Origin of the sequence: Kocuria sp. KRD140, assembly GCF_017168375.1 — a bacterium.
GTDB classification, from domain to species: domain Bacteria; phylum Actinomycetota; class Actinomycetes; order Actinomycetales; family Micrococcaceae; genus Kocuria; species Kocuria marina.
In genome coordinates this window covers 106,519-132,763 of sequence record NZ_JABFAW010000009.1, presented here as the reverse complement: position 1 = coordinate 132,763, position 26,245 = coordinate 106,519, and the positions used below count along the sequence as shown (strand labels likewise).

Annotated in this window: 28 protein-coding genes and 1 riboswitch; of the genes, 8 read left to right on the top strand and 20 right to left on the bottom strand. The window is 69.5% G+C overall.

Annotation, left to right across the window (positions count from 1 at the left end; all coding sequences use genetic code 11):
- Positions 1–171: 171 nt before the first annotated feature.
- Positions 172–813, bottom strand: a complete 642-nt coding sequence (locus tag J1M36_RS09420) for an aminodeoxychorismate/anthranilate synthase component II (protein WP_064845633.1) — start codon at positions 811–813, stop codon at positions 172–174.
- Between the two features lie 189 nt (positions 814–1,002).
- Between J1M36_RS09420 and J1M36_RS13120 the strand changes: the two genes are divergently transcribed.
- Positions 1,003–1,746, top strand: a complete 744-nt coding sequence (locus J1M36_RS13120) for a cell division protein CrgA (RefSeq protein ID WP_206479160.1) — start codon at positions 1,003–1,005, stop codon at positions 1,744–1,746.
- Positions 1,747–1,786: 40 nt separating this feature from the next.
- Positions 1,787–2,038 (top strand): hypothetical protein, encoded by a 252-nt coding sequence (locus tag J1M36_RS09410; protein ID WP_098053657.1) that lies wholly within the window; start codon positions 1,787–1,789, stop codon positions 2,036–2,038.
- 96 nt (positions 2,039–2,134) lie between these two features.
- Here the strand turns inward: J1M36_RS09410 and J1M36_RS09405 are convergent, their stop codons facing one another.
- The 4 genes from J1M36_RS09405 to J1M36_RS09390 form a co-directional block, all read right to left on the bottom strand.
- The gene (locus J1M36_RS09405; RefSeq protein ID WP_193519962.1) at positions 2,135–2,689 is read right to left on the bottom strand and encodes a YceI family protein; all 555 of its coding nucleotides are present in this window, start codon (positions 2,687–2,689) and stop codon (positions 2,135–2,137) included.
- Between the two features lie 152 nt (positions 2,690–2,841).
- Positions 2,842–3,501 (bottom strand): flavin reductase family protein, encoded by a 660-nt coding sequence (locus J1M36_RS09400; protein WP_193519961.1) that lies wholly within the window; start codon positions 3,499–3,501, stop codon positions 2,842–2,844.
- 222 nt (positions 3,502–3,723) lie between these two features.
- Complete coding sequence (locus tag J1M36_RS09395) at positions 3,724–4,251, bottom strand: flavin reductase family protein (RefSeq protein WP_206479159.1); 528 nt, start codon at positions 4,249–4,251, stop codon at positions 3,724–3,726.
- A gap of 141 nt (positions 4,252–4,392) precedes the next feature.
- A complete protein-coding gene (locus tag J1M36_RS09390) occupies positions 4,393–5,103 on the bottom strand; it encodes an alpha-ketoglutarate-dependent dioxygenase AlkB (protein ID WP_206479158.1) in 711 nt (236 codons plus the stop codon).
- A 252-nt stretch (positions 5,104–5,355) separates the two neighbouring features.
- On the opposite strand from J1M36_RS09390, the gene J1M36_RS09385 reads away from it, so the two are divergent.
- A complete protein-coding gene (locus tag J1M36_RS09385; RefSeq protein WP_206479157.1) occupies positions 5,356–6,333 on the top strand; it encodes an LLM class flavin-dependent oxidoreductase in 978 nt (325 codons plus the stop codon).
- A gap of 125 nt (positions 6,334–6,458) precedes the next feature.
- Here the strand turns inward: J1M36_RS09385 and J1M36_RS09380 are convergent, their stop codons facing one another.
- The 12 genes from J1M36_RS09380 to J1M36_RS09325 form a co-directional block, all read right to left on the bottom strand.
- The gene (locus J1M36_RS09380) at positions 6,459–7,274 is read right to left on the bottom strand and encodes an alpha/beta fold hydrolase (RefSeq protein WP_206479156.1); all 816 of its coding nucleotides are present in this window, start codon (positions 7,272–7,274) and stop codon (positions 6,459–6,461) included.
- A gap of 139 nt (positions 7,275–7,413) precedes the next feature.
- Positions 7,414–8,127, bottom strand: coding sequence for a hypothetical protein (locus J1M36_RS09375; RefSeq protein WP_206399652.1), 714 nt, complete (start codon positions 8,125–8,127; stop codon positions 7,414–7,416).
- Positions 8,127–9,062 (bottom strand): ABC transporter ATP-binding protein, encoded by a 936-nt coding sequence (locus J1M36_RS09370; RefSeq protein ID WP_241247048.1) that lies wholly within the window; start codon positions 9,060–9,062, stop codon positions 8,127–8,129. Before J1M36_RS09370 ends, J1M36_RS09375 begins: the two co-directional genes overlap by 1 nt.
- Entirely contained in the window at positions 9,059–9,421 is a 363-nt protein-coding gene (locus J1M36_RS09365) for a GntR family transcriptional regulator (protein WP_206479155.1), read from the bottom strand. Before J1M36_RS09365 ends, J1M36_RS09370 begins: the two co-directional genes overlap by 4 nt.
- A gap of 149 nt (positions 9,422–9,570) precedes the next feature.
- Entirely contained in the window at positions 9,571–10,446 is an 876-nt protein-coding gene (locus tag J1M36_RS09360) for a prenyltransferase (protein WP_206479154.1), read from the bottom strand.
- Positions 10,436–10,873 (bottom strand): lycopene cyclase domain-containing protein, encoded by a 438-nt coding sequence (locus tag J1M36_RS09355; RefSeq protein ID WP_206479153.1) that lies wholly within the window; start codon positions 10,871–10,873, stop codon positions 10,436–10,438. The genes J1M36_RS09360 and J1M36_RS09355 overlap by 11 nt, the downstream gene beginning before the upstream one ends.
- Entirely contained in the window at positions 10,870–11,235 is a 366-nt protein-coding gene (locus J1M36_RS09350) for a lycopene cyclase domain-containing protein (RefSeq protein WP_206479152.1), read from the bottom strand. The genes J1M36_RS09355 and J1M36_RS09350 overlap by 4 nt, the downstream gene beginning before the upstream one ends.
- Positions 11,235–12,863, bottom strand: a complete 1,629-nt coding sequence (crtI, locus tag J1M36_RS09345) for a phytoene desaturase family protein (protein WP_064845646.1) — start codon at positions 12,861–12,863, stop codon at positions 11,235–11,237. Before crtI ends, J1M36_RS09350 begins: the two co-directional genes overlap by 1 nt.
- Positions 12,860–13,759, bottom strand: coding sequence for a phytoene/squalene synthase family protein (locus tag J1M36_RS09340; protein ID WP_206479151.1), 900 nt, complete (start codon positions 13,757–13,759; stop codon positions 12,860–12,862). Before J1M36_RS09340 ends, crtI begins: the two co-directional genes overlap by 4 nt.
- A gap of 11 nt (positions 13,760–13,770) precedes the next feature.
- The gene (locus J1M36_RS09335; RefSeq protein WP_241247047.1) at positions 13,771–15,057 is read right to left on the bottom strand and encodes a polyprenyl synthetase family protein; all 1,287 of its coding nucleotides are present in this window, start codon (positions 15,055–15,057) and stop codon (positions 13,771–13,773) included.
- The gene (locus tag J1M36_RS09330; RefSeq protein WP_206479150.1) at positions 15,054–15,560 is read right to left on the bottom strand and encodes a MarR family transcriptional regulator; all 507 of its coding nucleotides are present in this window, start codon (positions 15,558–15,560) and stop codon (positions 15,054–15,056) included. Before J1M36_RS09330 ends, J1M36_RS09335 begins: the two co-directional genes overlap by 4 nt.
- Before the next feature lie 172 nt (positions 15,561–15,732).
- Entirely contained in the window at positions 15,733–16,602 is an 870-nt protein-coding gene (locus tag J1M36_RS09325) for a fructosamine kinase family protein (RefSeq protein ID WP_085106589.1), read from the bottom strand.
- Between the two features lie 48 nt (positions 16,603–16,650).
- Here J1M36_RS09325 and J1M36_RS09320 point away from each other — a divergent pair, with 48 nt between their 5' ends.
- Positions 16,651–17,439, top strand: a complete 789-nt coding sequence (locus J1M36_RS09320) for a thermonuclease family protein (RefSeq protein WP_206479149.1) — start codon at positions 16,651–16,653, stop codon at positions 17,437–17,439.
- Positions 17,440–17,562: 123 nt separating this feature from the next.
- On the opposite strand, the gene J1M36_RS09315 is transcribed toward J1M36_RS09320, so the two are convergent.
- Positions 17,563–17,832: a hypothetical protein gene (locus J1M36_RS09315; protein ID WP_121544252.1), complete on the bottom strand. Its 270-nt coding sequence runs from the start codon at positions 17,830–17,832 to the stop codon at positions 17,563–17,565.
- Positions 17,833–17,881: 49 nt separating this feature from the next.
- Positions 17,882–17,998, top strand: a riboswitch (SAM riboswitch).
- A gap of 44 nt (positions 17,999–18,042) precedes the next feature.
- Between J1M36_RS09315 and J1M36_RS09310 the strand changes: the two genes are divergently transcribed.
- The 4 genes from J1M36_RS09310 (at position 18,043) to J1M36_RS09295 (ending at position 24,323) form a co-directional block, all read left to right on the top strand.
- Positions 18,043–19,032, top strand: a complete 990-nt coding sequence (locus tag J1M36_RS09310; RefSeq protein ID WP_035964997.1) for a methylenetetrahydrofolate reductase — start codon at positions 18,043–18,045, stop codon at positions 19,030–19,032.
- Positions 19,033–19,229: 197 nt separating this feature from the next.
- Complete coding sequence (gene metE / locus J1M36_RS09305) at positions 19,230–21,719, top strand: 5-methyltetrahydropteroyltriglutamate--homocysteine S-methyltransferase (protein WP_206399657.1); 2,490 nt, start codon at positions 19,230–19,232, stop codon at positions 21,717–21,719.
- A gap of 74 nt (positions 21,720–21,793) precedes the next feature.
- The gene (locus J1M36_RS09300; protein WP_206479148.1) at positions 21,794–23,101 is read left to right on the top strand and encodes an aminotransferase class I/II-fold pyridoxal phosphate-dependent enzyme; all 1,308 of its coding nucleotides are present in this window, start codon (positions 21,794–21,796) and stop codon (positions 23,099–23,101) included.
- A 31-nt stretch (positions 23,102–23,132) separates the two neighbouring features.
- Positions 23,133–24,323, top strand: coding sequence for a cystathionine gamma-synthase (locus J1M36_RS09295; protein WP_206479147.1), 1,191 nt, complete (start codon positions 23,133–23,135; stop codon positions 24,321–24,323).
- A 236-nt stretch (positions 24,324–24,559) separates the two neighbouring features.
- Here J1M36_RS09295 and J1M36_RS09290 read toward each other — a convergent pair whose 3' ends face one another.
- Positions 24,560–24,799 (bottom strand): VOC family protein, encoded by a 240-nt coding sequence (locus J1M36_RS09290; RefSeq protein WP_064845656.1) that lies wholly within the window; start codon positions 24,797–24,799, stop codon positions 24,560–24,562.
- Positions 24,800–24,851: 52 nt separating this feature from the next.
- Positions 24,852–26,042, bottom strand: coding sequence for an FAD/NAD(P)-binding oxidoreductase (locus J1M36_RS09285; protein ID WP_342358323.1), 1,191 nt, complete (start codon positions 26,040–26,042; stop codon positions 24,852–24,854).
- Positions 26,043–26,245: the final 203 nt, after the last annotated feature.

Here is a 26,245-nt window from a genome sequence, read left to right as displayed (position 1 = left end):
AACCCACGGATGCCGCACCCCAACCCACGCAGCCCCAGCCCACGAGTCGCCCCACCGCATCCCGCGGGGGCGACGGCTGAGATCGGCCGGGCCTTACTGTGCGGGGCCTTGTTTAGACGGACCTCGCTCCGACGGAGTGTGCGGTCCGGGTGCCTCTGACGGAACTGGTTCTCAGGCGGTCATGAGCGGGGACAACCCCGCGGCCGCTGCGGCGGCACCGTGCTGGCCCACTTCCTCGAGCCAGTTGCCGAGCATGAGGTAGCCACCCTCCGTGAGCACGGACTCTGGGTGGAACTGCACACCGTGCAGCGGGGCGGAGCGGTGCTTGAGACCCATGACCACCTGCCCGTCTTCGGTGGTCGCGGTGACCTCGAGGCAGTCCGGGACGGTGTCCGCGGCCACGGCGAGCGAGTGGTACCGGGTCGCGGTGAACGGCGACGGGACCGAGGGGAAGACGCTGTCCCCGTGGTGCACCAACTGGGACGTCTTGCCGTGCATGAGCTGTTGGGCGTGGCCCACGCGAGCGCCGTAGACCTCACCGAGCGCCTGGTGGCCCAGGCACACGCCGAGCAACGGTGTCCTGGTGTGCTCCGCCCAGCGGATCAGGTCCGCGCACACGCCGGCGTCCGCGGGGGCACCGGGGCCGGGGGACAGCAGGACACCCTGGTGTTCACCGGCGAGAGCGGTGGCCGCGGCGACGTCCAGGTCGTCGTTGCGCACCACGGTCGTCTGGGCCCCCAATTGCTGCAGATACCCCACCAAGGTGTAGACAAAGCTGTCGTAGTTATCCACGACGAGAATCTTCACAGACACTCAAGAACTCCTGCGCGTTTACCAAGTGACAGAACTCGCGCCAGTCTACGCCCGCTCGGGCGGATAGACTGAACGCCGATCTCGCGGCAGGAACCGGTCCCCGCCGCACCCGCGGGCCGCCACGGCCGCGAGCCCACCCCCGGGCCACGCCCGGACGTGGTGCCCACGCAGCAGGAGGAAAGAACGCCAGTGTCTGAGCCCAAGAAGCGCTTCGGTCGATCCCGTAAGTCGCAGGACGACACACAGGACTTCGCCCTCACGGAACGGGACCGCGAACTCGCCGCCCTCGCGGCGGAGATCCTTCCCCGCAACAGCGCCGCCGCGTCCTTCGAGCGTTCTGCCGCGCGCAAATCCGGGTCCTCGGCCGTCTCCACCAAGGATGCGGCGACCGACCACGGTCTCGCTGACGACGCCGCTGCCCCCGGTACCGGGGATGCGTCCGGTGACCCGGCTGTGCCCGCTGGCAAGACGACGTCCGTCGGTAAGGGCCGGGCGGGGAAGAAGCGGGCGGCCGCGGCATCCGTGTCCGCTGTAGCGAACGAATCCGGCATGAAGGGGGCCCGGGCCGGTACGTCCGGAGCGGACGCATCCGGCGAGGCCGGGTCCACCGACGAGCCGGGCGCCGGCACGTCCGATACGAGCGAGGACGCGGAGACGCCCGCGGCGCGCAAGAAGCTGCAGCGGGACGAGCGACGTCGTGCGGCGAAGGCCGCCAAGGCGGAGAAGCGCGAGCGCCGGTCCACCGACTACCAGCCCACGCCGCTGTGGTACAAGGTGGTCATGATCGGGTTGATGATCCTGGGGCTGTTGTGGATCATCACCTACTACCTGTTCCAGGGCATGGTGCCCATCCCCGGGATCAGCGTGTGGAATCTGGTGATCGGGCTCGGGTTCATGCTGGCGGGGCTCATCATGACCACCAGATGGCGTTGACCCTGCCACCGATCCGCACTCGCGCCCCGCAGGAGGCCTCGTGAACACTTCCCCTCACCCCCCGTCACCCGATGACGGGCGGGGCGCCGGGCCCCCCGATCGGAACTTCCCGGACGACGACGCCGCTCCGGGGCCCCTGTCCGAGGCGTCGTCGCGCCGAGGCGCGAACGAAACCCGCCGCGAGGGGTACCGGATCAACCCCGCGCGTATGGAGGTGAGGGTGCGGCGCATCGCGCTCGTGGGACTCGTGCTCGTGCCGCTGATCTACTTCATCGTGCAGTCGTTGCGCTAGCCGCGCTCCTGCCCCGCGGAACGCAAGTGCCCCATCGGTCGGACAACCGGTGGGGCACTGTTTACGCGGGGAGCGAGTCGCTCGGGCGCGAGTCGTTCAGTTGGTGGACTCCGGAGCGGTGAACTCCACGTCCAGGTCGATGCGCACCTTGTCGGAGACCATGACCCCGCCGGCCTCGAGAGCGGCGTTCCAGGTCACGTTGAACTCCTTGCGGGAGATCGAAGTGGAGGCGGTGAAACCCGCGCGGGTGGTGCCGAAGGCGTCCACGGCCACGCCGTTGAACTCGGCATCCAGCTTCACGGGCTTGGTCACGCCACGCAGGGTGAGCTCGCCGGTCACGGTGCCCTCACCGTCGTTGAGCTCCAAGCCGGTGATCTTGTAGGTCATCTGCGGGTGGTTCTCCACGTCGAAGAACTCGGCCGAGCGCACGTGGTTGTCGCGGGTCTCGTTCTTGGTGTCCACGGAGTTCATCCCCACGACCACCTGGCCGTTGGACTGCGAAGCGTCCTCGGCCACGTTGAGTTCACCGGAGACGTCGCTGAACACACCGCGCACCTTGGAGATACCGGCGTGGCGGACGGAGAACGCGACCTCCGTGTGGGCGGGGTCCAGGGTCCAGGTTCCGGGGGTCATACCTTCGAGCGTGGTCATTCGTTTCTCCTTGGCATCGGGCGGGCCGTCGTCGGACGGCCCAATTGGTTGCTTCGGAAACTAATTTACGACCCGCTGTTTGATGCGTCAACCTATTCTGGAGAAAACTTTGGGTGAACAGCGTCACACACGGCACGGCGAAGGCCCGCCCGTCAGAGGTGCAGGTCCAGCACCGAGCTGTCGCTGAGGCCGTGGAACTGCCGCTGGTGGTACACAAGCGGGCTGCCCGAGCCCTCTTCACCCAGGACCTCCACGACGGCGGCATTGAACACGAGCGCCGACCCGGCCTTGATCCGCGCGAGCGGGATGGCCCTCAGCACGCGGCGCACCCCGAGCAAGCGGGGCTCGCCTGTGGACAGCGTGGTCCACTCCATGTCGTCCCCGAAACGGGGTGCACCCGAAATGGCGAAGGATCGTGCGAGTTCCACGTTGTCCGAATCCAGGAAATGCACCACGAAGGAATCGGCCGTTGCCACGACGGCCGCTGAACCGCGCTTGGCCTGCAGCGAGAAGCCGAGGATCGGAGGGTCGGCGGAGATGGAGGAGACGGAGGACGCCGTGAGGCCCACGGGGCCTTCCGGCCCGGCGACCGTGATGATCGCGATGCCCGCGGGATGCTGACCGAACGCGGACTTGAACCCTTCCGTCAGGCGCGGATCGCTGTGCAGCGCCTCCGTGGGGGCCACGAGGTCCACGGCATGTGCGGCGACCCGTTCTGCCTCACCCCCGGATGCCGGGACACCGTCCAACCCCTGGCCGTGGTCGGGGGTCTCGGGAGCTGCTGAGGTGTTCTGGCTGACGCGGTCCGGCATGGTGGGTCCTCTCACACGGCTGTGTTCCCGGATCGGCGGTCCGGCCGCCGTTATCCGGACAGGCTAAATCCTGCCAGGCATCTCATGTCCAACACATGATTTCGTAGTCCACATTCTGGGCCACACGGCGCAATGAGACGTCACATTGGGGGGACACCACCGCTGCGCACCGTGCGACGAGCGATCCCCCACTTCTCACCGTACGCCCACCCGCGGCCGGGATCACCCGATGCTCTTGTACTCCCTCGCGAAATGGATCAGGGGACGGTCCGCGGCACCCGCGTCCATCCCTCGGCCCATGGCCGTGACACGCCCCACGACCACCAGGTGGGTTGCCGCGGTGTGGGTGGACACGGTGTCCAGCTCGAACCAGCTCAGGCACCCGTCGATCACAGGCGTCCCCGTGCGCTCGGTGCGGTGGAACGGGACGGTGTCCAGCAGGCCGTCCACTGGGTTGCCGGGGCTCGCGAGCCAGTTGGCCACGGAGCGCTGATCCACGTTGAGCAGGGATAGGGTCCATGTGCCGGTGCTCTCCACGGCCTCGCACATGCGGCCCATGTCGTACAGGCACACGAGCATGGTGGGCGGATCGTAGGAGACGTCCGCGAACGCCGTGACGGTGATCGCGTGGTCCTTGCCCCGGTAGCGCGAGCACACCACGCCCACCCCCACCGCGTGATCGGCGGCCAGGGTGCGGTAACGCTCCACCTGCACGTCCGTGGGGCGGGGATCCAGGGTCTCGTTCTGCATGACCCCAGTGTGTCATCGCGCCCGTCGCGGCCCCGGGTCCGAGCGGGGCACCGGTTCTCGTGGCCGAGCGGCGCGCAGACCCTCGCGTTCGAGCGGGGCGCCCGACCCCGTGTGCCGACAGACGGGGTCGCTCTCAGCACGTCAGCGCGCTCGCCGGTGTCCACCCGTCATGCGTAGCGTGATGTTCAACCGCCCGCCGTTCTTCAACCCCAGGTGCAGGCCACCCGTGCCGGGGAACACTTTGGGCACGCCGTGGAACGCGTACCGGGAGGGTCCGCCGAACACGAACAGGTCCCCCGAGCGCAGTTCCACGTCCCGGTACGGAGCCGTGCGGGTCTCGGTGTTGCCGAAGCGGAACGTGCACGTGTCCCCCAGGGACAGGGACACGATGGGCGCCGCCGAGAACTCGTCCTTGTCCTGGTGCATCCCCATGTGCGCGGCGCCGTCGTAGTAGTTGACCAGCGCGGAGTCGGGGACGAAACCGCGGACGACGTCCTCGACTTCGGGGACGCGCACATCTCCCGCGTCCACCACCCCGTACGCGTCCGCCACGGCCCGCGCACCCAGGTCCACGAGCCAGTCCGGCAGGGCCGCGACCTCCGCTCCCCCGGTGGCCCCGTAGCGGTAGGGGGTCCGATTCGCGCCGAGCATGACCGACTGCACGGACATCCGACCGCCGCCCGGCATCACCTGGTGACGCATGGGGGCCGAGCGCACCCAGTCACGGCACGCGGCCACGAGATCGTGCTGCCGGGCGACGGGGAGCCAATCGGGAACGTGCACGGCCCCGGGCGCGAGCACGGTGGGCTCGCGGGGGACGGTGAACAGCTCGGTGACCTCGTACTCGGCCATGCCCGTGAGCCTATGACCGACCCCCGACACCCACAACGCGCGCCGCCAGGCGCCGGCTGGGACGATCCGAGCAGGGCGCCCCGAGAACTGAACCGGCAAGTCCGGGTCCGGCGGTGGCCCCGAGTCTGCCGGTAGGCGCTCCTTCATCCCGCTCCCCCGCTCATCCCCCCGGGAGAGCAGCGGCCCGCGGAATATCGGGCCCCGTGAGCCCGTTATTCCTACAGCAAGTTTTCTCTGGAAAGGGTTTCATTCATGGCACTGCCCCTATCGGTCATCGACTTCGCCACCGTGCGCGAGAACCAATCGGTGGGTGAGAGTTTCGCGGATTCCGTGACCCTTGCCCAGCACGCGGAGCGGTTGGGATACACGCGGGTCTGGTACGCGGAGCACCACAACATGCCCACGATCGCGTCCTCCGCACCGGCAGTGTTGATCGCCCACGTGGCCGCGCACACGGAACGCATCCGGCTCGGTTCGGGCGGCGTCATGCTACCCAATCACTCCCCGCTCACGATCGCGGAACAGTTCGGCACCCTCGCGGAGCTGCATCCCGGCCGAATCGACCTGGGGCTCGGCCGCGCCCCGGGGACGGATCCGCGCACGCTGCGCGCACTGCGTCGTTCCCCCGAATCCGCCGAGAGCTTCCCCCAGGACGTCAAGGAACTGCGGGGCTACCTGACCGGCAACTCACTCATCCCGGGCGTGCAGGCGATGCCAGGCGCGGGGACCGACGTGCCGCTGACCATCCTGGGCTCGTCCCTGTTCGGGGCCCAGCTGGCCGCGGCCTACGGGCTGCCCTATGCGTTCGCATCGCACTTCGCGCCGGACGCCCTCGTGGACGCCGTGGCCGCGTACCGGTCCCAGTTCCAGCCGTCCGAACAGCTCGCGGAGCCGTTCGTGATCGCCGCGGTGAACGTGATCATTTCCGAGGACGCGCAGGACGCCGCCCGTCAGTTGGAAGCGACCCAGCGCTCCCGGGTTAGGGCCATGGTGGGCCGCGGCCGGGAGTTCACGGACGAGGAGATGGACATGGTCATGGCCTCCCCCGCTGCCGCCCAGATCCTGCACATGCTCAGTTACACCGGCGCGGGCACCCCGGACACCGTGGTGGACTACCTGCACCGGTTCGCAGAACACGCTGATGCGGACGAGCTGATGATCTCCCCCACCGCTACGCGCCAACCGGACGTCCTCACAGCCATGGAGTTGCTCGCCGACAACTGGAACTGAGCGCCGGGCATCTCCGGGTACATCCATGCCCCGATAAAGCGCCCGGATCGCGATTCCGAGGCATTATCGGGACTCAGATGTTCGCCCGCCATTCCGCCCGTGAGCGGCACCCGCGAGCCGCCCGATCAGACGAGACGCGAGAGGAAGGCACCCAGAGCGGCGTCGTACTCCGAGGGGTTCTCCATGTTGGGCGTGTGCCCGCTCGCGGGGACCACCGCGAGCTCACCGTGGCGCAGCAGCTCGCTCATGGCCTGGCCCGCGCCGTTGTCGAACGCGTCCGAGTCCCCCACGATCACGAGCGCGGGCTTCTCCCACGCGCGCAGCGTCTCGGTGAAGTCGTTGCGTTCGGCGCGCCCGCGCATGGCCGCGGTGGAGCCCTCGAGCGGGGCGGTCCGGATCATCTCGCGCACGCGCTCGGTGACCTCCGGCAGCCGCTCCACGTTCTCCTCCGCGATCATCTTGGACAGCACGTTCTGCGCGTAGGTCTCCATGCCGTCCCGCACGATCCCGTCCGCCGCCACATGACGACGACGACGCCCCGCCGCGTCCTCGGACGTGGGCACCGTGTCGTTGATGATCAGCGCGCTCACCCGTTCGGGGTACGACGCGGCGATCTGCATGGCCACCTGCCCGGACATCGAGAAGCCCAACAGGATCACGGTCTCCAGGCCGAGCTCGTCCAGCAGCGCGACGATGTCCGCGGCGAACTCCTCGGTGTACACGATCCCCTCGGTGACCTGGGACTCGCCGAACCCGCGCAGGTCCGGAGCGATCACGCGCCAACCCTGCTCCGCGAGAGTCGTGACCTGCCCGTCCCACATGGAGCGGTCGTACGCGTGGCCGTGCAGCAGCACGATGGACTCGCCCCGGCCCTCGTCCGTGTAGGCCAGCTCGGTGTCATTGACGTGGGCGGTGTGCGTGGTGAATGTCGATCGGCTCATGGGGCCATGATGTCAGGTGGGGTGGCCCGGGAGCGGGTGATGTCAGGGGTGCAGTCCACGCACCCCCCGCACGACACGACCCGCACACGACGACGACGCCCACCCCCGGGAAGGGAGCGAGCGGCGTCGTACCGGGAGCTCAGATCTCCGCGTACCGCACCACCGCGCGGCTCGCGAGACCGGCGATCAGCGTGACGACCACGAGGCCGAGCGGGATGCCCCACCGTCCGAGCTCGCTCGCGAGGTCCAACCACAAGTCCGGCCAGGCTACGATCGCGGCGAGCAGACCCAGTGCCACGAGCACCACGGCCACGATCGAGATCACGGTCCAGATCACCCCGGCCGCGCGGTAGATCCCGCCGAAACTCATGCCCGCGAAGAGGCTCATGAGACTCAGCAGGAACAATGTCACGGCCACGATCAGGGGGTTGCCGTCACCCAGGGCGTGAATGGTGAGGAAACTGATCCCCAGCCCGAACCCGGTCGCGGCCTCCGCGGCCAGAATCACGAGACCCACGGCCGCGACCACCAGGGACGTGATCACGAAACCCATGGCCGTGCCCGCCCAGAAGTTCCGGCGGGTGCTGCCGAACGCGAGCGCGCCGGCGAAACCCCGGTTGGCGGTCAGCGCGCCGTGGGAGATCAGGAAGCCCGGGAGGGCCCAGAACACGGCCAGGTTGGCTTGGAATCCGTCCTGGACCGGCTGCGGTAGGGGCAGACCGGTGCGGATGCCGATGATCAGCCCGATCACGACCGTGAGGATCGCGACCAGGACCAGGATGGCCGGGGCCACCACGAAGGAGTTGAGTCGGTTGGTCAGGTACAGCGCGAGGTTCCGGCGGGCGTACTGCATCACACACTCATTTCTGCGTCGTCGATGCCGCGCATGCCCCGCGCGGCCACGAGTTCCTGCAAGGTGACGGGTTCCACCGAGACATTGGCGGCGTCCGCGCGGCGCCGGTCCTCGGCGGTCGCGGTGCCGTCCACTGTGACGGAGAGGATGTTGCCGAGTCGGTGCTCGCGCAGGACCCTGCGAGCGCCCACGACGTCCCGGACCACGGGTTCGAGTCCGCGCAGCACGAACGCGCTGTCCCGGGCGTCGTCGATGTCCGCGTCCACCGTGACCCGGCCGTCCTCGATCATGACCACGTTCTCGAGCAGGTCGGACACCTCGTCGATCAGGTGCGTGGAGAGGATCACGGTGCGCGGGTGTTCGGCCATGGCGCGGGCGAACTCCTCGTAGAACAGGGCTCGGTGCCCGGGGTCGAGCCCCAGGTACGGCTCGTCCATGAAGGTGTACGGCGCCCGCGCGGCCAGCGAGATGACGATCGCCAGCGCGCTGCGCTGCCCGCGGGAGAGCTTGCTGGTGCGCGTGCTCATCGGCAGCTTGAACCGGGACGCCAGGCGCTCGGCCAGGTCGGTGTCCCACGTGGGGTAGAACGTGGGCAGGATGCGCAGCAGGGAGGCCGGGGTGTCGTCGTCGTGGAACTTCTGGTCTTCGTGGACGAAGCACGTGCGTTCGAGCAACCGCGCGTTCTCCCGCGGATCCTCACCGTCGATCAGCACCTCACCGGAGCTGCGGAACGTGTGATTGAGGATCACGGACATCAGCGTGGTCTTGCCCACGCCGTTGGCCCCGAGCAGCCCGTGCACCCGATCGGGCGCGAAATCCACGGTGATGTCCCGCAGCACGTGCTTCTTGCCGAAGGACTTGTTCAGGTTCCTGATCCGGATCCCCTGCCCCGGCGCGCTCTCGCGGTGATCCGTGTGTCGTACGGGAGAACTCATGGCGAGACCTTTCTGATGAGTGCGACCATGTCGTCGAGTGTGAGTCCGAGCCTTCGGGCCTCGGCCACGGCGGGTTGGATGAAGTCTTCATGGAACGCCTCCCGGCGCTGCGCTCGCAGGATGTCCGGGCCGTCCGCGGCCACGAACGTCCCGATCCCACGACGCCGCTCCAGGACTCCATGATCCACCAAGCGTCCCAGCGCTTTCCCCGCCGTCGCGGGGTTGATGCGGTAGAACGCGGCGAGTTCGTTGGTGGATGGCACCGCGGAATCCACCGGGTAGTTGCCCTGGAGGATGTCGTCCGCGATCTGATCGGCCAGGACCATGAAGATCGGGCGACCGTCTTGTTTGGGTGTCATGGAGAACTTCCAGCTCCTTGGTTCATTACTCTACTAATTAACCACATAACCGGCGAGGCGGTCAAGGGTTCACGGATCGGATCAGGACGAGAACGACGACGCCGCCCGCCCCCGGGAGAGGGCGAGCGGCGTCGAGCGACCGGCCGGGGTCAGACCGGGCGCACCGCGGCCCACCAGATGAGCAGCATGGTCACCAGGAAACCGGTGAGGTAGTTCAACCACAGGAAGGTCTTCCACCCCGCGTTGGCCCGCCCGGAATCGGTGTCCGTGACACCGTTGAAGCGCAGCACGTTGAGCAGGTACGGCACCGCGAGCAGTGCGGCGAGCTGGCCTGGCCACTCGGTGAACATCATGAGCCCGCCCGCCAGGGCGTACAGCAGCGCGGCCACCCACACGGTGGGCCGGGCCCCGAGCACCGTGGCCACGGACGCGAGTCCGCCCTCCCGGTCCGGGACCACGTCCTGGACTGCGCCGAACATCTGGGAGGCCATGCCCCACAGGAAGAACCCGATGAGCAGCGCCCACAGTCCCGGTGTGAACGTGGCGCCCGCCAGCGTCAGGCCATAGACCGCGGGCGAGACGAAGTGGGTGGCACTCGTCATCGCGTCCACGAACGGGCGTTCCTTGAACCGCAGCCCGGCCCACGAGTACGCCACCACGGCGAACAGCGAGACCGCGAGCACCGCAATGGACACCCAGTTGCCCGTGGCCACCGCGTACCCCAGGAGCACCAGGACGAAGGGCACCGGGACCAGGCACGAGGCCAGCAACACGGGGCGTTGCGCGGCACGGTCCACCACGGCACCCTCCACGCCGCCCTTGCGGGGATTGCGCAGATCGGACTCGTAGTCGAAGACGTCGTTGATGCCGTACATGGCCAGGTTGTAGGGCACCAGAAAGAACACCGTGCCGAGCACCACGAGCCACCACGGGATGCCCCCGGTCAACAGCACCGCCGCGGTGAACGGGTACGCGGTGTTCACCCAGCTCAGGGGGCGCGAGGCCCAGAAGAGCTTACTCAGCACGGACTCCCCTTTCCTCAGCCTCCGGCGTTCGGGCACCGCGAGCGCCGCGTCCGTCGTGCGCCCCGCGTCCGTCGCGAGCGCCGCGTCCGTCGCCGGCACGACGTTCTTCACGGGCACCGCGTTCTTGGCGGGCACCACCGAGCAACAACCACAGCGCCGGCAGCAGGAGCACCCCCGCGAACGGGTACGCGAAGTCCTCGAGCGGGGCCAGTCCGATCTGCACGCCGGAGATGTTGTGCTCCGTGTAGGTCATGATCCCGGCGGCGATCATGAGGTTGTCGAAGATCGCGGTGAGCACCCCGAGCAGCACGAAGGATCCCACCAGGGATCCCCAGAACAGCCCCCGCGGCCGCCGCACGAGCACGGCCACGAGCAGCACCACTGCCGAGATGCCCAAGAAGATGAAGTTCACGCTCCAGTACGTCACGCTCCGTGACCTCCTCGCACTTCGGACGACGACGCCGCGGTGCCCCGCCGGTCGCGCAGCCACCGCCACAGCACGGGTGCCCCGATCACGTAGATCATGGTCTGGTAGCACAGGAATGCCAGGAAGAAGACCTCTTCGAGGGGCAGTTCGGGGGCCACCAAGATCCCCAGGGTCAGCGAGTTCTCGCCGTGCCAGAACAGCCCGTTGACGATCCCCACAACGTCCCACGCGAGGAAGAACAGGACCCCCACGACGAGCACGAGCCACGCCCGCAGTTTGTGCCCCGACCAGAAGTAGAGGTTCCACCGCCGGTCGATCAGCGCGTAGCACCCCAGGAACACGAGCAGCATGAGCAAATACATCAGGACACCCCGCTGTCCTCGCGGATGGCGTCCCACACCACCTGGGATGAGATCAAGCACATGGGCACGCCGATCCCCGGGCGCACCGAGGACCCCGCGTAGAACAGGCCCCGAATCCCGGGATCGGTCACGCCGGGGCGCAGCATCGCGGACTGGCCGAGCGTGTGACCGGGGCCCAGGAGGGAACCGCGCCACGCGTTGAACTGGGCGACGAAGTCCCCCGGCCCGTACGTGCGCCGCACCACGACCCGGGACTCGAGATCCGGGATCTTCGCCCAGCGGGCCAGTTGCGCCACGGCCGCGTCCGCGACCCGCTCGACCTGTTCCGAACCCGGTTCGTGGCGTTCCGGCGTGCTGATCCCGCCGCGACCCCACTCGGGGACGGCCGGTGCGGGCACCAGGATGAAGAGGTTCTCGTCCCCCTCGGGCGCAGTAGCGGGGTCCGTGGCCGACGTCATGGACACGTAGATCGAGGTCTCCTCCGCGAGCTCCCGCCCGGTACCGATGCGCGCGAAGTTGTCGTCCCAGTCCGCCGTGAACAGCAGGTTGTGGTGGGCCAATTGCGGCAGTTTCCCCCGCACGCCCAGGCACACGAGCACCCCGGACGGCCCCGGGTCCCGGCGCTTCCACCGCGATTCCGGGGCCCGGTACCGCTCGGGCAGCAACCTGGTCTGGATGTGGTGCAGGTCCGTGGCACCCACCACGAGATCGGCGGGCACGGTGGTCTCCGCACCGTCGGCCGCCGTCCGCGGCGCATTCGAGGCCGATGACGTCGCGCGGTAGCGTACGCCGCGCACGGAGCCGGCCGAGCGACGTCGTGAACGGGCGGCCGCCACCTGGGAACGCACGGAGCGCGGTGCCCGCTCGACGTCGATCCCCGTGACGGTCGCCCCGGTCACGATCTCGACCCCGGCCGCGCGCACCAGCTCGACCATCGCGTCCACGAGCGCGCTGAACCCACCCACGGGGTACCGCACTCCGTCCGTGAGATCGAGGTGACTCATGAGGTGGTACATGGCCGGAGCGCTCGAGGGCGAGGCGCCCAGGAACACCGCGGGGTACCCCAGGATCTGGCGTTCCCGCGGATCGGTGAACCGCTGGTCGATGTAGCCCTTCATGGACCGGGTCAGCAGTGTGCCGAGCCGCGGGAGGTTCTTGAGCACCTGCGGGGTCATGAGCTCACGGGGGTGCGCGAAATCCGTGTAGAGAAAGTACTTCTTGGCGAGCTCGTAGACCTCCGCGCCGGAGTCCAGGTACATGCGCAGCGCGCGGGAGGATCCCGGGTCCAGTTGCTCGAACAGTTCCTCCGCGTGCCCGCTGACCACGTCCGTCGGTGGCTCGTCCAGGTGCTCCTCGAAGAACGTGCGGTAGCCCGGGCTCAGGGTGCGCAGGTCCAGTTCTGCTGCGGCGCTGGAGCCCATGAGCCGGAACCACCGGTCGATGACCTCCGGCATGAGGTACCAACTGGGGCCGGTGTCGAACGAGAAGCCCTCCGCGGACCACCGCCCGGAGCGCCCACCCAGGATGTCCTGTTGTTCCAGAAGGGTCACGCGGTGCCCGTCCTGGGCGAGCAGCCCCGCCGTGGCCAGGCCCGCGAAACCGCCGCCGATCACCACCGTCCGTGTCATCGTGTCACCACCGAATCTGAGAGGGAGCGCGCCGCGATCCGCAGTTTCACCGCGGTGGGCACGCTGATGCGTTGTCTGGTCAGTTCCCGCGCGGGGACGCGTTCGATCCGCCGGGACAGTTCCGCGAACAGTCCGTGCGCAATCAGGACCGCCCGGCGAGCGCGCCGGTCCAGGGCCAGGATCCCGGGCATCGCGGCGTCAAGATCCGCATTGAGGTCCGCGAGCAGCTGCGCCTTCTGGGTCTCGTCCAGGTGGGCGGGGTCCGCGCCCGGGAAGTACGTGCGACCGAGCTGGTCGTGGTCCGCCCCGAGGTCACGCAGGAAATTCACCTTCTGGAAGGCCGCTCCCAGCCGCCGGGCCGTGGCCCGCAGCATGTCCCGCTGCTCAGGGGTGTCCGCCCGTGTGCCGGGCATGTCCATGAACACCTCGAGGCACATGAGTCCCACGACCTCCGCGGAACCGTAGATGTACGACTCGAGCGACGCGCCGTCGTGCTCGGCCACGTCCAGGTCGGCGCGCATGGATGCGAAGAACGGTTCGGTCAGCTCCCGCCCGAAACCGTGACGGCGGGCGACGTCCGCGAAGCCGTGGATCACCAGGTCCGTGGCGAATCCCGTGGCCAGGGCCGAGTTCACAGCCGCTTCGTACCCGTCCAGGGCGGTGCGCACGCGGGCGGCTTCGAGGCCCGCGGCGCCCGCGGTGCCGTCCACGACCTCGTCCGCGACGCGTACAAGCGCGTAGATCCCCGCGATGTCCCGGCGCACGGCGGGCGGCAGAGTGCGGCACGCCAGCGAGAAGGAGGTGGAGTACCGGCCGATGACCGACCCGGAGGCCGCGAGGGCCGTGGCGGTGTACAGGCGAAGCGACGCGAGGGGCGGCGCGTCCGAATCCGGCATGGGGGTCCTCACTACGAGTGTCTGTTCAGGACGTGGTGGCACAGCGCGACGAGCTGATCGCGCTGCGCCGCGGGCAGGGGCAGTTCGTCCAGGGTGGTCCGGGCGCGGTCCACGAGATCCGTGGCCAGTTCCACGGCCACGTCCTTGGCGCCGGAGGCCGTGAGCGCTTCCCGCGCGTGATGCACCGTGGTGCGTTCCGCCGCGAGGTCCCTGAGGACCCGGCGGACCGTGGGTACCCCCATCCCGTGGGCGGTGAGCACGGTGGCCTTGCCCGAACGTAGATCCGCGTCCACCGATTTGCCGGTCAGTCCCGGGTCACCGAACGTCCCCAGGACGTCGTCCACCACCTGGTACCCCACGCCCAGCATGGCACCGGCCTGGGCCAGCCGCTCCGCGACGTCCGCGGGAGCACCCGCGAGCAGTGCGCCAGCCCGCAGCGGGGCCTCGAACGAATACGTGGCGGTCTTGAGCCGCTCCATGTCCAGGATGTCCTGCACCCCGGGGTGCTCGGCGCCGAATCGATGCAGGGACAACAGCACATCATCCAGCTCCCCGGCCGCGGAGGCGGTCACGGCGTCGAACACCACGTCCGCCACGGCGCGACACCGCGCGAGGTCCGATGCGCACGTGGTCGCGAGCCGCAGTGCCCCTGCCAACAACAGGTCCCCCGCGAGGATCGCCGCCGAGGCCCCCGCGTGTTCCGCTTCGTGCTCGGGTGCGCCGGCGCGGGCCGCGTCACGGCGGAACAGCTCTCCCACCGTGGGCATGCCCCGGCGCAGCCAGTCGCGGTCCACCACGTCGTCGTGGACCAGCAGGGCCGCGTGCAGCATCTCGAACGACGCCGCCAGGCGCACGCACTCGGGGTCCGGCACCTCTGTCTCCCGGTCGCCCGCCGTGTGGTTCCCGTCTCCGGCCGCATCGCGCACACCCGGCGTCTCCGCGGCATCCCCGGCGTCCGGCGCGACGAGCAGGTCAGGCGCGCTCGATCCATCCCCCGCGCCCCCGGCGAAGGAGGACCACGCGATCCACGTCAGTCGCGGCCGGATGAGCTTGCCGCCCACCATGTGCTCGCGTACCCGCTCCCACAGCACCCCGAAACCCGGGCTCGTGGGAACTCGATTCGCGGGGGCCGCGAAGAACGCGTCCAGCTCTTCCCCCACGGCGGTGCGGAAACGGCACCAGGCGGCGTCGTCGGCGGGGGCGACACTCGGGGAGGCCCCAGGATCGGCAACGGACGGGATCCCGGGAGCCGCTCGGTGGGATTCACGGGACCGGGCGGTGCGTACGCGTTCGGTCATGACCCACCCGCCCCGGGATCGTCCTGGGACGCCTGGTCCGCGCGCCCACGCAAGTCTTCCAAGTACTCCTCCAGACGGGACTCGGTACCTCTCAGGAACCGGAGGACGGCCTCACGCCCGGGCTCGTCCAGGGCGTCGAGCTCGTCCTCGACCATCCCGATTACCGGCACGACGTGCTCCCGGGTCCGCTCCCTGGACGAGGTCACCGCGCGCACAGTCATCCGGCGTTGATCCCCCTCCACGGGCTCCCGGACCACGTGACCCGCGCGCACCAGTCGGTCCACCACCGCGGTCGCGGAGGCCGTCGTGATGTGCAGCGCGTGAGCCAGTTCCGTAGGCCCCATGGAATGGACTATGAGCATGGCCATGGCCGCGTAATCGGTTCCCTTGAGCCCCAAGATGCGGCGGATCTCGTACGCGATCTCCGCGTTGAGCACGACCACCCGGCGCAGCGCACGCGACTGCGGGCTCACCGGCCCGTACCACGTTGCACTGCTCTCCATCGCGTTCCTCGCGTTGTGGATAACTAGACAATCTAGTAAACATCATGCTGCACGTGCGGGGGACGTGTCCAACCATGTCACGCGGGTGGAAAACGTTGTCCGCACCTGCCTTGTAGCAGTCATCGGCCGAGAACGCCCTGTCCTCAGCGGGTGATGGACGCGCCCCGTAGTGTCACATCAGACTGCGCAGGGCCCGTAGGACCGCCCCGCCGTAACCACCGTCGAACCTGATCGCATGCACCAGCAGCGGCGGCAACTGGTACCACGGCACCCGGTCGTGCCAGCCGTCCGCGAGGGGGTAGGCGTCGTCGTACGCCGCGAAGCATTCCCGCCCGAAACCGCCGAAGAGCTGCATCATGGCCAGGTCGTACTCGCGGTGTCCGTAGAACGAGGACGGATCGATGAGCCAGTTCGTCCCGTTGCGATCCACCACGCGGTTGCCTGCCCACAGGTCACCGTGCAGCAGGCTCGGGGGTTCGGGAGGGCCCGCGAGTTCGTCCGCTCGCGGCGCCAAGCGCGCCAGCAGGTCCGACGCCGCGGGGTCCAGGTGTCCCGCGTCGATCGCCGCGCGCAGCAACGGCTCGATGCGGCGGTGTAACAGGAAGTCGGCCCAGTCGTCCGTGGGCGTGAGATCCACCGGGAACGAGCCGATGCGTTCCGGCAGCTCCGCCGAGAGCCACCCGACGTGCGGGGCTCGCGCGCGGTGGATGGCCGCGAGACCAGCACCCATGCTGCGTTCCGTGGCACGGTCCTGCCGTCCGGGACCCTCGTCGATCCACTCGAGCACCAGGGCCTCATCGCCCACGTGATGCACCCTGGGCACCCGCACCTCGGCGGGGGCGACGGCGCGCAGCGCTTCGAGTCCCGCCGCCTCCAACGCCAACACACCCGCCGGGGCACCCGGCATGGTCTTGGCGAACAGGGGCCCGTCCGGGGTCTCGAGCCAGTAGGCGCGGGCGGTGTCCCCGCCGCTCAGGGGACGGGCATCGCTCACGCGCAGGTCCGCGACAATCTCACCGGGAAGCTCATCGATGGTGGCCATGCGTCTTGTCTACACCATGCCGCACTGCGCACCACCCCGGACGACTCAGTGGCCACAGTGGAACGCGTGGTGGACGGGGACACCCTGGACGCCACGATCGCGGGGAAGTCCACGCGGGTGCGGCTGCTGAACATCAATACCCCGGAGGTCGCGCGGGACGGTCAGCCCGGCGAGTGCCTCGCGGACGAGGCCACGGCCAAGCTTGAGGACCTACTGCCCAAGGGATCCACGATCCACCTGGACTACGACGTGGAACGCACGGACCGCTACGGCCGCACCCTCGCCCGAGTGACCCGCGACGACGACGGGTTGAACGTCAACCAGGCACTCGTCAAGGCGGGCCTGGCAACGCCCATGACCGTGGGCGCCAACAGCACGTACCGGCGAGAGATGGACAGCGCGTACAACGTCGCCCAGGCCATGCAGGTCGGTTTCTTCGACCCGAAGCAGGACTGCGCGCCGCCGGGGGAATCCGCATCCCCCGGCACCACAACTCCGAGCACCGCGAGCCCGAGCGCGACGCCGAGTCCCACCTCGTCCTCCACGCCCACTCCCACGCCGACGCTCGAGGCGCCTCCCGCGGTCGTGGAGGACGAGGTCGCCGTGGGCGATCCGGCACCCCAACCCAATCCCGCTCCGCAACCGAACTACAACTACAACCCCGCCCCCGCGCAGCCCGCGGCACCTCAGCTACCGGCCGCGCCCCGGGTACCTGCTGCCCCGCAGCTGCCGGCGGCACCCCACGTGCCCCCGGCTCCCGAGAGTGATGGCGGTTATCCCGGTTACACCGGCCCCCGGTGCTACGAACCGGGAGGAAAGGTCTGGCACCCATGCTGAGTTGCTGATGACACGCCAAGGCGCGCCCACCCGGTCGGTTAACCGGGTGGGCGTCCCTGTTTTTCGCCGCGCTTTGGTCACGCGGGTGCACCGGCGAGCCGCCGGATGCACGGCGGCCCGAACTCAGGGTTCGTGACGACCGGGGTTGGCGGTCGCGCTGCGCAAGGGGGACGGCGTCGTCGTCGGAGCGGGTGCCTGCGAGGACGCGGACCCGCCCGCGGCCGGCGCCGCGGCTATCGAGCGCGAGACCCAGTTCTCGGGTCCCAACTCGGGCATCTTCATGTCCTGCACGTCGTGGGGCAGGATGACCACGGCAGGGCCCAGGTGCCCCCGTGCGGTCCATTCCGCCCGCTTGGGAAGACGAGCGCGGCGGGAGGCCGGCGGTTCCGTCATCGTTCGTGGGCCTCGTCACGGGGCTGTGCTACGCTTACTCGTAACAAAGGATCATGAGTCCCGGTGCGAAGCTCTGGCTAGCCGGGCGGCAACCCTCCAGCTGTAGTGGGGTGCCCCAGATGAGGATCCGGCCGCCGCGCAACCGCGTGGTCGGCAAGTACGGCGCTCGGAGCTCGTCCTCCGGCGTCCTAAGGCCGGAGGATTTTTTATATGCCCGCACCCCTCGCAGCGTCAGAACCCGCGCCCGTGACTGGCCCGCCCACGGGGACGTCCTGGCTGGTCCGGCGCCCGCGCCGCTCCACGCTCGTCTCGTTCGAAGTGTTCCCGCCGCGGCCCACCGCGGACCCGGACACTGTGTGGCGCAACATCGACGCCATGGCCCAGGCCGGGCCGGATTTCTTCTCCGTCACCCACGGTCACGCCGGCCATCACGGCGTCTCCCGCGAGGCGCTGCGCCACCTGCGCCGCACGACCAAGACCCCGGTCATGGCGCACTTCACGTGCGGTGGCACGGACCGCGCGGGTCTCGAGCGCGCCGTGGACCAGTTGCTGGACGACGGCGTTCGCGACCTCCTCGCGCTGCGCGGCGACCCGCCCCTGGGTACCGGGGAATGGCGGACCCCCGCGGGTGGCCTGGGCCGGGCCTCCCAACTGGTGGAGCTGATCCGGGACGTCGAACGACGTCGCTTCGGCACCGGGTTCCGCCCGGGTCAGCGACCGCTGTCCGTGTCGGTGGCGTGCTACCCGTCCCCCGCGCGAGGCCGCGACTTCGAGGCGGATCTCGCGTCCCTGTGGGACAAGCAGGAGGCCGGTGCGGACTACGCGATCACGCAGGTGCTCTACGAACCCGAGGACTACGCCACGTTCCTGGAACGCGCGCGCTCGGAGGGCATCCACATCCCCGTGGTCGCCGGGCTCATGCCGCTGAGCAACCCGCAACGGTTGCAGCGCATGACCGAGATCACCGGGGTCCGGGTCCCGGAACGCCTCACCCGGTTCCTGCGCGCCGACACTCCTGAGGAACTGCGCCACCGAGGGGTCGCGGCCACCCTGTCCCTGATCGACGACCTCATGGATCTGGGCTGCGCCGGTTTCCACCTGTACACGTTCAACCGCCCCGAGGCGGCGCTGACCATCCTGGAGCACCTGCGGGTCCGGGATGCCGCACGCGAATACCGAGGCCGCAGCCCCGCGGCCTGACCGCCGCACCAGCCCCGACCGACCCGTGAACCGATCGTGTTGGCTTCGACCGCCACATCCGGGCAGGCCGAAAATCGTTCGTAGCGGCACCACCCACGCTGACGTTCCCCTTACCCCGCCGCGCCGGAGCACACCCGTTGCCGCGGCTCATCACACCCCCTAACCGCCATACCCCACACCAGCTCCGAGGAGTTCCCATGAGCACCCAGCCCGTCCCGTTCCCCGCCGCCACGATCCTGGGCTACCCCCGCATCGGCCCCGACCGCGAGCTCAAGCGCGCACTCGAGTCCTATTGGAAGGACCCGCAACAGCACCCCGCCACCACCGTGCTGGACACCCTCGCCCGGTTGCGTGAGCGCACCGCCACGCGATTGTCCGAACTCGGCCTCACCGCGGATCACGCTGTGCCGTCCGAGGGGTTCGCGGTGGACCACGTCCTGGACACGTCCCTGGCGCTGGGCGCGGTTCCCGCGCGGTTCATCGCGGACGGCTACGAGCCCGCCGCCCCGGACACGCCCCGCGGGATCGAGCTGATCACGGCGTTGTCCCGCGGCACCGATCGGTTGGAGCCGCTCGAGATGACCAAGTGGTTCGACACCAACTACCACTACTACGTACCCGAGATCGGCCCGGACACCCCGTTGCGTGCGAACCCCGAGAGTCTCGTGTCCCGCTACCGGACCACCCTCGGGACCACCGGGATCACCACCCGCCCGGTCCTCGTGGGCCCCGTGAGCCTGCTCTTGCTCTCACGCCCCGAGACCACCGATGCCGTCGCAAGTCACCCCCTGCAGCGCCTCGACGACGTCGTGGCCGAATACGCCGCGATCCTGCGAGCCCTGGCTGAGGCCGGCGTCGAATGGGTGCAACTCGACGAGCCGGCCCTCGCCGCGGACGGGTGGAGCGTGGAACGCACCGAACTCGTGGCCGCCCTCGAGAGCGCCTACACCCAACTTTCGAACGAGCAACAGCGCCCCGCGATCCTCGTGACCGTGGGCTACGGCGATGCCGGCGAGGACGCCCAGCTCGCCCTGGCCCACACGAACGTCGACGCCCTGGCCATCGACCTCGACCGCGGGGACGTCCCCGGCAAGAAGGCACTCGAGGCATGGGGCGAACGCCCCGTCGTGGGCGGCGTCGTGGGCGGACGCACCGTGTGGCGCACCGACCTCGCGCGCGCCGTCGAGACCCTGGACCGGCTGCGCGCCGCGGCCCGCGGGCCGGTGGCCGTGGGCACCGCGACGCCGCTGCTGCACGTCCCGCACGACGTCGCCCGCGAGACCGCACTGGATCCGGACGTCACCAGCTGGGTCGCGTTCGCGGACCAGAAGGTGACCGAGGTGGTCGGGCTCGCGCGCGGCGTCGAGCACGGCTGGGATGCCATCCGGGACACCCTGGACGAGGACGCCACGATCCGCGCGGCCCGCGCCGAGCACCCGGCAACTCACAAGGCCGAGATCCGCGAGCGCACCGCCGCGGTGCAGGACGCGGACCGCCAGCGCGCGGACGCCGAACAGCGCCGCGCTGCCCAGCGCGAACGTCTGCGCTTGCCCGTGCTGCCCACCACGACCATCGGATCCTTCCCGCAGACGCCGCAGATCCGCAAGACCCGGGCGGACCACCGCGCGGGGCGGATCACGGAGGCCGAGTACACGGACGCGATCCGCGCGGAGATCGCCCACACGGTGCGCGTCCAGGAGGAACTGGGGCTCGACGTCCTGGTGCACGGCGAACCCGAGCGCAACGACATGGTGCAGTACTTCGCGGAGGGCCTGGACGGTTTCGTGACCACGCAGCACGGCTGGGTGCAGTCCTATGGATCGCGCTGCACGCGCCCGTCGATCCTGTTCGGGGACGTCTCGCGCCCCGCGCCGATCACGGTGGACTGGACCTCGTACGCGGCGTCCCTGACCGAGCGCCCCGTCAAGGGCATGTTGACCGGGCCGGTCACGATCCTCGCGTGGTCCTTCGTGCGCGACGACGCTCCGGCCGCCGAGGTCGCCGACCAGGTCGCACTCGCCCTGCGGGACGAGATCGCGGATCTCGAGCGCGCGGGAACGCCCGTGATCCAGGTGGACGAGCCCGCGCTGCGCGAGCTGCTGCCGCTGCGGGCGGCCGAGCGCCCGGCGTACCTCGAGTGGTCCGTGGGGGCGTTCCGCCTGGCCACGGGCGGGGCGGCCACGGACACCCAGATCCACACCCACCTGTGCTATTCGGAGTTCGAGACCGTCCTGGACGCGATCGACGCCCTGGACGCGGACGTCACCACGCTCGAGGCGTCCCGCTCCGGTTCGGGCATCGTGACCGGGCTCGCGGCATCCGACTTCCCTCGGGACGTGGGTCCCGGCGTGTGGGACATCCACTCGCCCCGGGTCCCCACGTTCGAGGAGCTCGCGGGGCGCATCCGCCACGCGGCGCACGAGATCGGCGCCGAGCGCGTGTGGGTTAACCCCGACTGCGGGTTGAAGACCCGCGGCTGGCCCGAGACCGAGGCCGCACTGGACCGGCTGGTCGCCGCGACGGTCACCGTGCGCGCGGAACTCTCCGCCGACGACGCCGCTCGGACGGCCGGCGCGCCCGCAGGTGCACCGGCGAACGTGGACCCGAACGACGCGACGACCGTGTCCGGGAGCGTCACTGTCGCCGCGTCGTCGACCCCTGCCGCGGATACTCCGGCGCAGCGCTGATTCACCCGTAGGAAACGTCCACCCGGTGGCCGCCGCCGCGCGGCCACCGGGTGGGCCGAGGAAGGAAGAAGACCATGACCGCAGCCACCCCCGCTCCGCTGGGCACGCCCATCGTCCGGCCCATCCACCACAGTGCCGCGTACGCGTTCGAGACCCTGGCCGACGCCCGCGAGGTCTTCGCCCAGCGCGCGAGCGGTTTCACGTACGCCCGCACGGGTAATCCGAACGTCGCGGCGCTCGAGGCCGAGGTCGCGCGGCTGGAGGGAGGGGAATGCGCGGTCGCGACGTCCTCGGGACAAGCCGCGGTGAGCCTCGCTTTGCTCACGCTGACCGGGCCCGCGAAGGACGCGCACGTCGTCGTCTCCTCGCGGATCTACGGCGGGACGGTGGACCTGCTCACGGACACCCTCGCGGACACTGGCCTGGAGGTCACGTTCGCGGATCCCCGCGAACCGCAGCAGTGGGAGGATGCCCTGCGCCCCGGCACGCGCGTGTTCTTCCTCGAATCCGTGGCCAATCCGCTCACGGAACTGCCCGAACTCGAGGCGATCTCGGAGATCGCGCACCGCAACGGTGTGGTCGTGATCGTGGACAACACCGTGGCCACGCCGCACCTCTACACTCCCGGGCGCCACGGTGCGGACCTCGTGGTGCACTCGGCCACCAAGTACCTCTCGGGACACGGCGGGCCCCTGGGCGGTGTGCTCGTGGACACCGGGTCCTTCGACCCCACCGAGGACCCCGAACGGTGGCCGTGGTTGACCCGCAAGCACCACCGCTGGGGGGACCGTTCCCCCGTGGAGGTCTTCGGTGCCCGGCGAGCGCTGCTGGGTGTGGCCCGGTGCAAGTACCTCAACGACCTGGGCCCGTGCATGGGCGCGACCACGGCCCACGAGATCCTGCAGGGCATCACGACCCTGGGTGTGCGCGTGGAACGCCAGTCCGCCACGGCGGAGCGACTCGCCCTCACCCTGGCCGAGCATCCCGCGGTGGAGTGTGTCCACCACCCCCGCTTCGGGGATCCGCGACAGCAACAGCTGCGGGAGACCGGAGGCTACCGCGGGGTGGGCGGCGTGTTCTCGATCGACCTCAAGGGAACCCCGGAACAGGTCGAGCATGCCGTGAACTCGCTGCGTCTGATCAAACTCGCGGCCAACATCGGTGACGTCCGCACCCTCGTGGCGCACCCCGCGAGCATGACCCACTGCCGCCTCACGCCCGAGCAGTTCCGCGCGAGCGGGATCACCGAGCGGACCCTGCGCGTGAGCGTGGGGCTCGAGGACGAAGCCGATCTCACGGCCGATCTCTTCCAAGCCCTGTCGGTCATCGCCCCCGCGCACGCGCCGCAGCCCCGCTCGGCGTCGACCACCGCGGCCCACTGAGCTGCCCGCACCCCCCGAAGGAGACCACCCCATGATCCGCACCGACACCCGCCTGCCCGGACTCGCCACGCGCGCCATCCACGACGGCCAACAGCCCGACCCGACCACCGGCGCCGTGGTCCCGCCCATTTACCAGACCTCCACGTTCGTCCAGGACGGCGTGAACCAGTTCCGCACCGGGGGCCACGAATACAGCCGCGGTTCCAATCCCACACGCAACGGTTTCGAGGAACAGCTCGCCTCCCTCGAGCAGGGCACCCGGGCCTTCGCGTTCGCCTCCGGGATGGCCGCGGAGGACGCCTTGTTGCGCGCGGTCCTTGCCCCGGGGGATCACATCGTGCTCGCCTCGGACGTCTACGGCGGCACGTTCCGCCTCGTGGACCAGGTGCTGTCCAAGTGGGGTATCGAGCACGACTTCGTGCCGTCCGCCTCCGCGTCCGACGCCGCGGAGACCGTCCTCCCCGGACGCACCAAGGTCCTGTGGCTCGAGACGCCGTCCAACCCGTTGTTGCGCGTCGCGGACATCGCCGCGTGGGCGCAGGTCGCCGACGACGCCGACGCCCTCCTCGTCGTGGACAACACCTTCGCGTCCCCCGCCCTGCAGAACCCGCTCGTGCTCGGCGCCCACGTGGTCGTGCATTCCACGACCAAGTACATCGGCGGGCACTCGGACGTGCTCGGCGGTGCCGTGGTCGTGGGTGACACCGAGTGGCGGGGTCAGCCGCTGTCCGAGCTCATCGGGTTCCAGCAGTTCGCCGGGGGTGCGGTGGCCGGTCCGTTCGACTCGTTCCTCGCGGCCCGGGGGTTGAAGACCCTCCCGCTGCGCATGGAACGGCACTGCTCGAATGCGCTGGAGGTGGCCCGCTTCCTGCGCTCACGCTCCGACGTCCTGGAGGTCAACTACCCCGGTCTCGAGGAACACCCGCAGCACGAGCTGGCTGCACAAACCCTCACCGGCGGATTCGGCGGCATCATCTCATTCCGGCCCGCCGGGGGCATCGAGGCCGCCCACGCGTTCGTGCGCGAAACTGAGCTCTACAACCTCTCGGTGAGCCTGGGGGGTGTAGAGTCCCTCGCGTGCGTGCCCCATAGCATGACCCACGGTTCCCGGGTGGGCACCCCGTACGAGGTTCCCGAGGATCTGGTGCGCCTGTCCGTGGGGATCGAGGACATCGAGGATCACCTGGCGGACCTGGACCGGGCGCTCGGCGCAGCCAGGTGAACCGGTCCTGACCCGGAAGAGGGACGCGTCGACCCGGACCCGGGACAGGTGCCCGTCGATCTTGGCCCGGGACAGGGGACCGTCGATCTTGGCCCGGGCAGGTGGCCCCCGAGAATGCAGCCGTCGGCCACCTGCCCGGTGCAACTGACCGAAACGACCTGCGCGGGCCGCCCCAGAGGCAGACGCGCGGGATCCTCGGAGTCAGTCCCCGCGCAGCCCCGCGATACTCAGCTTTTTCATCTCCAGCATGCGTTACCCGCGTTGATGAGGACCACGTGGTAGTCCCCGATCCGCAGATCCGCGGTGAGCAGTTCGCCGGCGAACGTCTGCTGGAAATCGGGCACCCCCTCCGACGGATACCGGGACGAACCGGCGAGCATGCAGTCCGGCAGGGCGTTCCGGTAGAACGCGACTGCTTCCTCCGCGGTGCCCTGGCACCACACGTGCGGGATGATCTTTTCTGCATGGGATCCCACCTCGGGATCGGTGATCGGTGCGGGGTCGCTCCGGGCGGGGAAGCGCGAAGCGTCACTTACCCCGCAGGATGCGGTGCCAATAGATCCACGGAAGGCCCCAGCGGTCGAAGAGGAACGTGGACCTGCGTTCCTTCCGCGGGTCGAACACCTTGCTGCTGGGCTTGGGGGTGCCGTCCGCGGTGAACTCCGCCAGCACCAGCGTGCGGCGGGAGACGGTGAACGGACTCACGGTGTACCCGGAGTACCGGGCAGTGGCGGGCTGCCCGCGCAGCGCGGACAGGATGTTCTGCGCGACGACCGGTGTCTGCTTCCGCAGCGCACCACCGGAACTGGAGCCCGGGGTGGCCGCGATGTCCCCGAGTGCCCAGACGTTCTCGTACTGGCGATGACGCAGCGTCCCGGGATCCACGTCCACGAACCCGCGCGCTCCCTCGGCGGAGAGGCCGCAGTCCACCACCCAGTCCGGGGCGATGTGCGGTGGCGTGAGGTGCAGGAAGTCGTACGAGATCTCCTCCGTGGCACCGTCGGATTCGATCGTGATCGCGGTCGTCCCCGAGTCCACCGACCGGACACGGGTGCGCGTGCGTAGCTCGATCCCGTAATCGTCGATCGCCCGATGTAGTTCATCGTCCACCACGGGGACGCCGAAGATCGTGTCTTCCGGGACGGTGAGGACCACCCGCATGTCGTCCAGGACACCGCGGCTGCGCCACAGATCGCACGCCATGTAGAGAATCTTCTGGGCGGCCCCCGCACACGGGCACGTGGTGTCGGGCATCGTGAACACAGCGGTCCCCGAGGTGGCGGCGTCCACGAGTCGCCACGTCTTCGGGGCGAGATCGAACAGATAGTTAGTGGACGCGTTCTCGGACAGGACGGCCTCAGCCGATCCCGGGATGAAGTCCCAGTCGGGACGCGAGCCAGCGGCAAGCACGAGCTGGTCGTAGCCGATCGTCGCGCCGCTGCCCAGGGTCACCGTGGAGAGTTCGGGATGGACCCGTGTCACGACGTCGCGCACCCAGGTGGATCCCTCCGGCATGACTTTGCTTTGCTCCCGCCGTGCATCGCCCAGGGTCGCCAGGCCGGCTCCCACGTAGGACAAGAGCGGGCGGTAGAAATGCTCCGAGCGGGGCTCAACGATCACGACGTCGCTCTCGCCCTTGCGATTCAGGCGCGAGGCCAGGGCGATCCCGCCATTGCCACCGCCCACCACGACGACGCGCGCTCGGTTCGGAGGCTTCACAGCTGCTTCAACGACCATAGCCCCAGACACTACAGCGTTCCGGCGTGTTAAATGGTGGGAGGCCGCGCCCCCTAAGGGGGTGCGGCCTCGACCACTTCTTTCTTTCATGTTAATCCCGGCGGTGTCTTACTCTCCCACACCCTTCCGAGTGCAGTACCATCAGCGCTGTGGGTCTTAGCTACCGGGTTCGGGATGGGACCGGG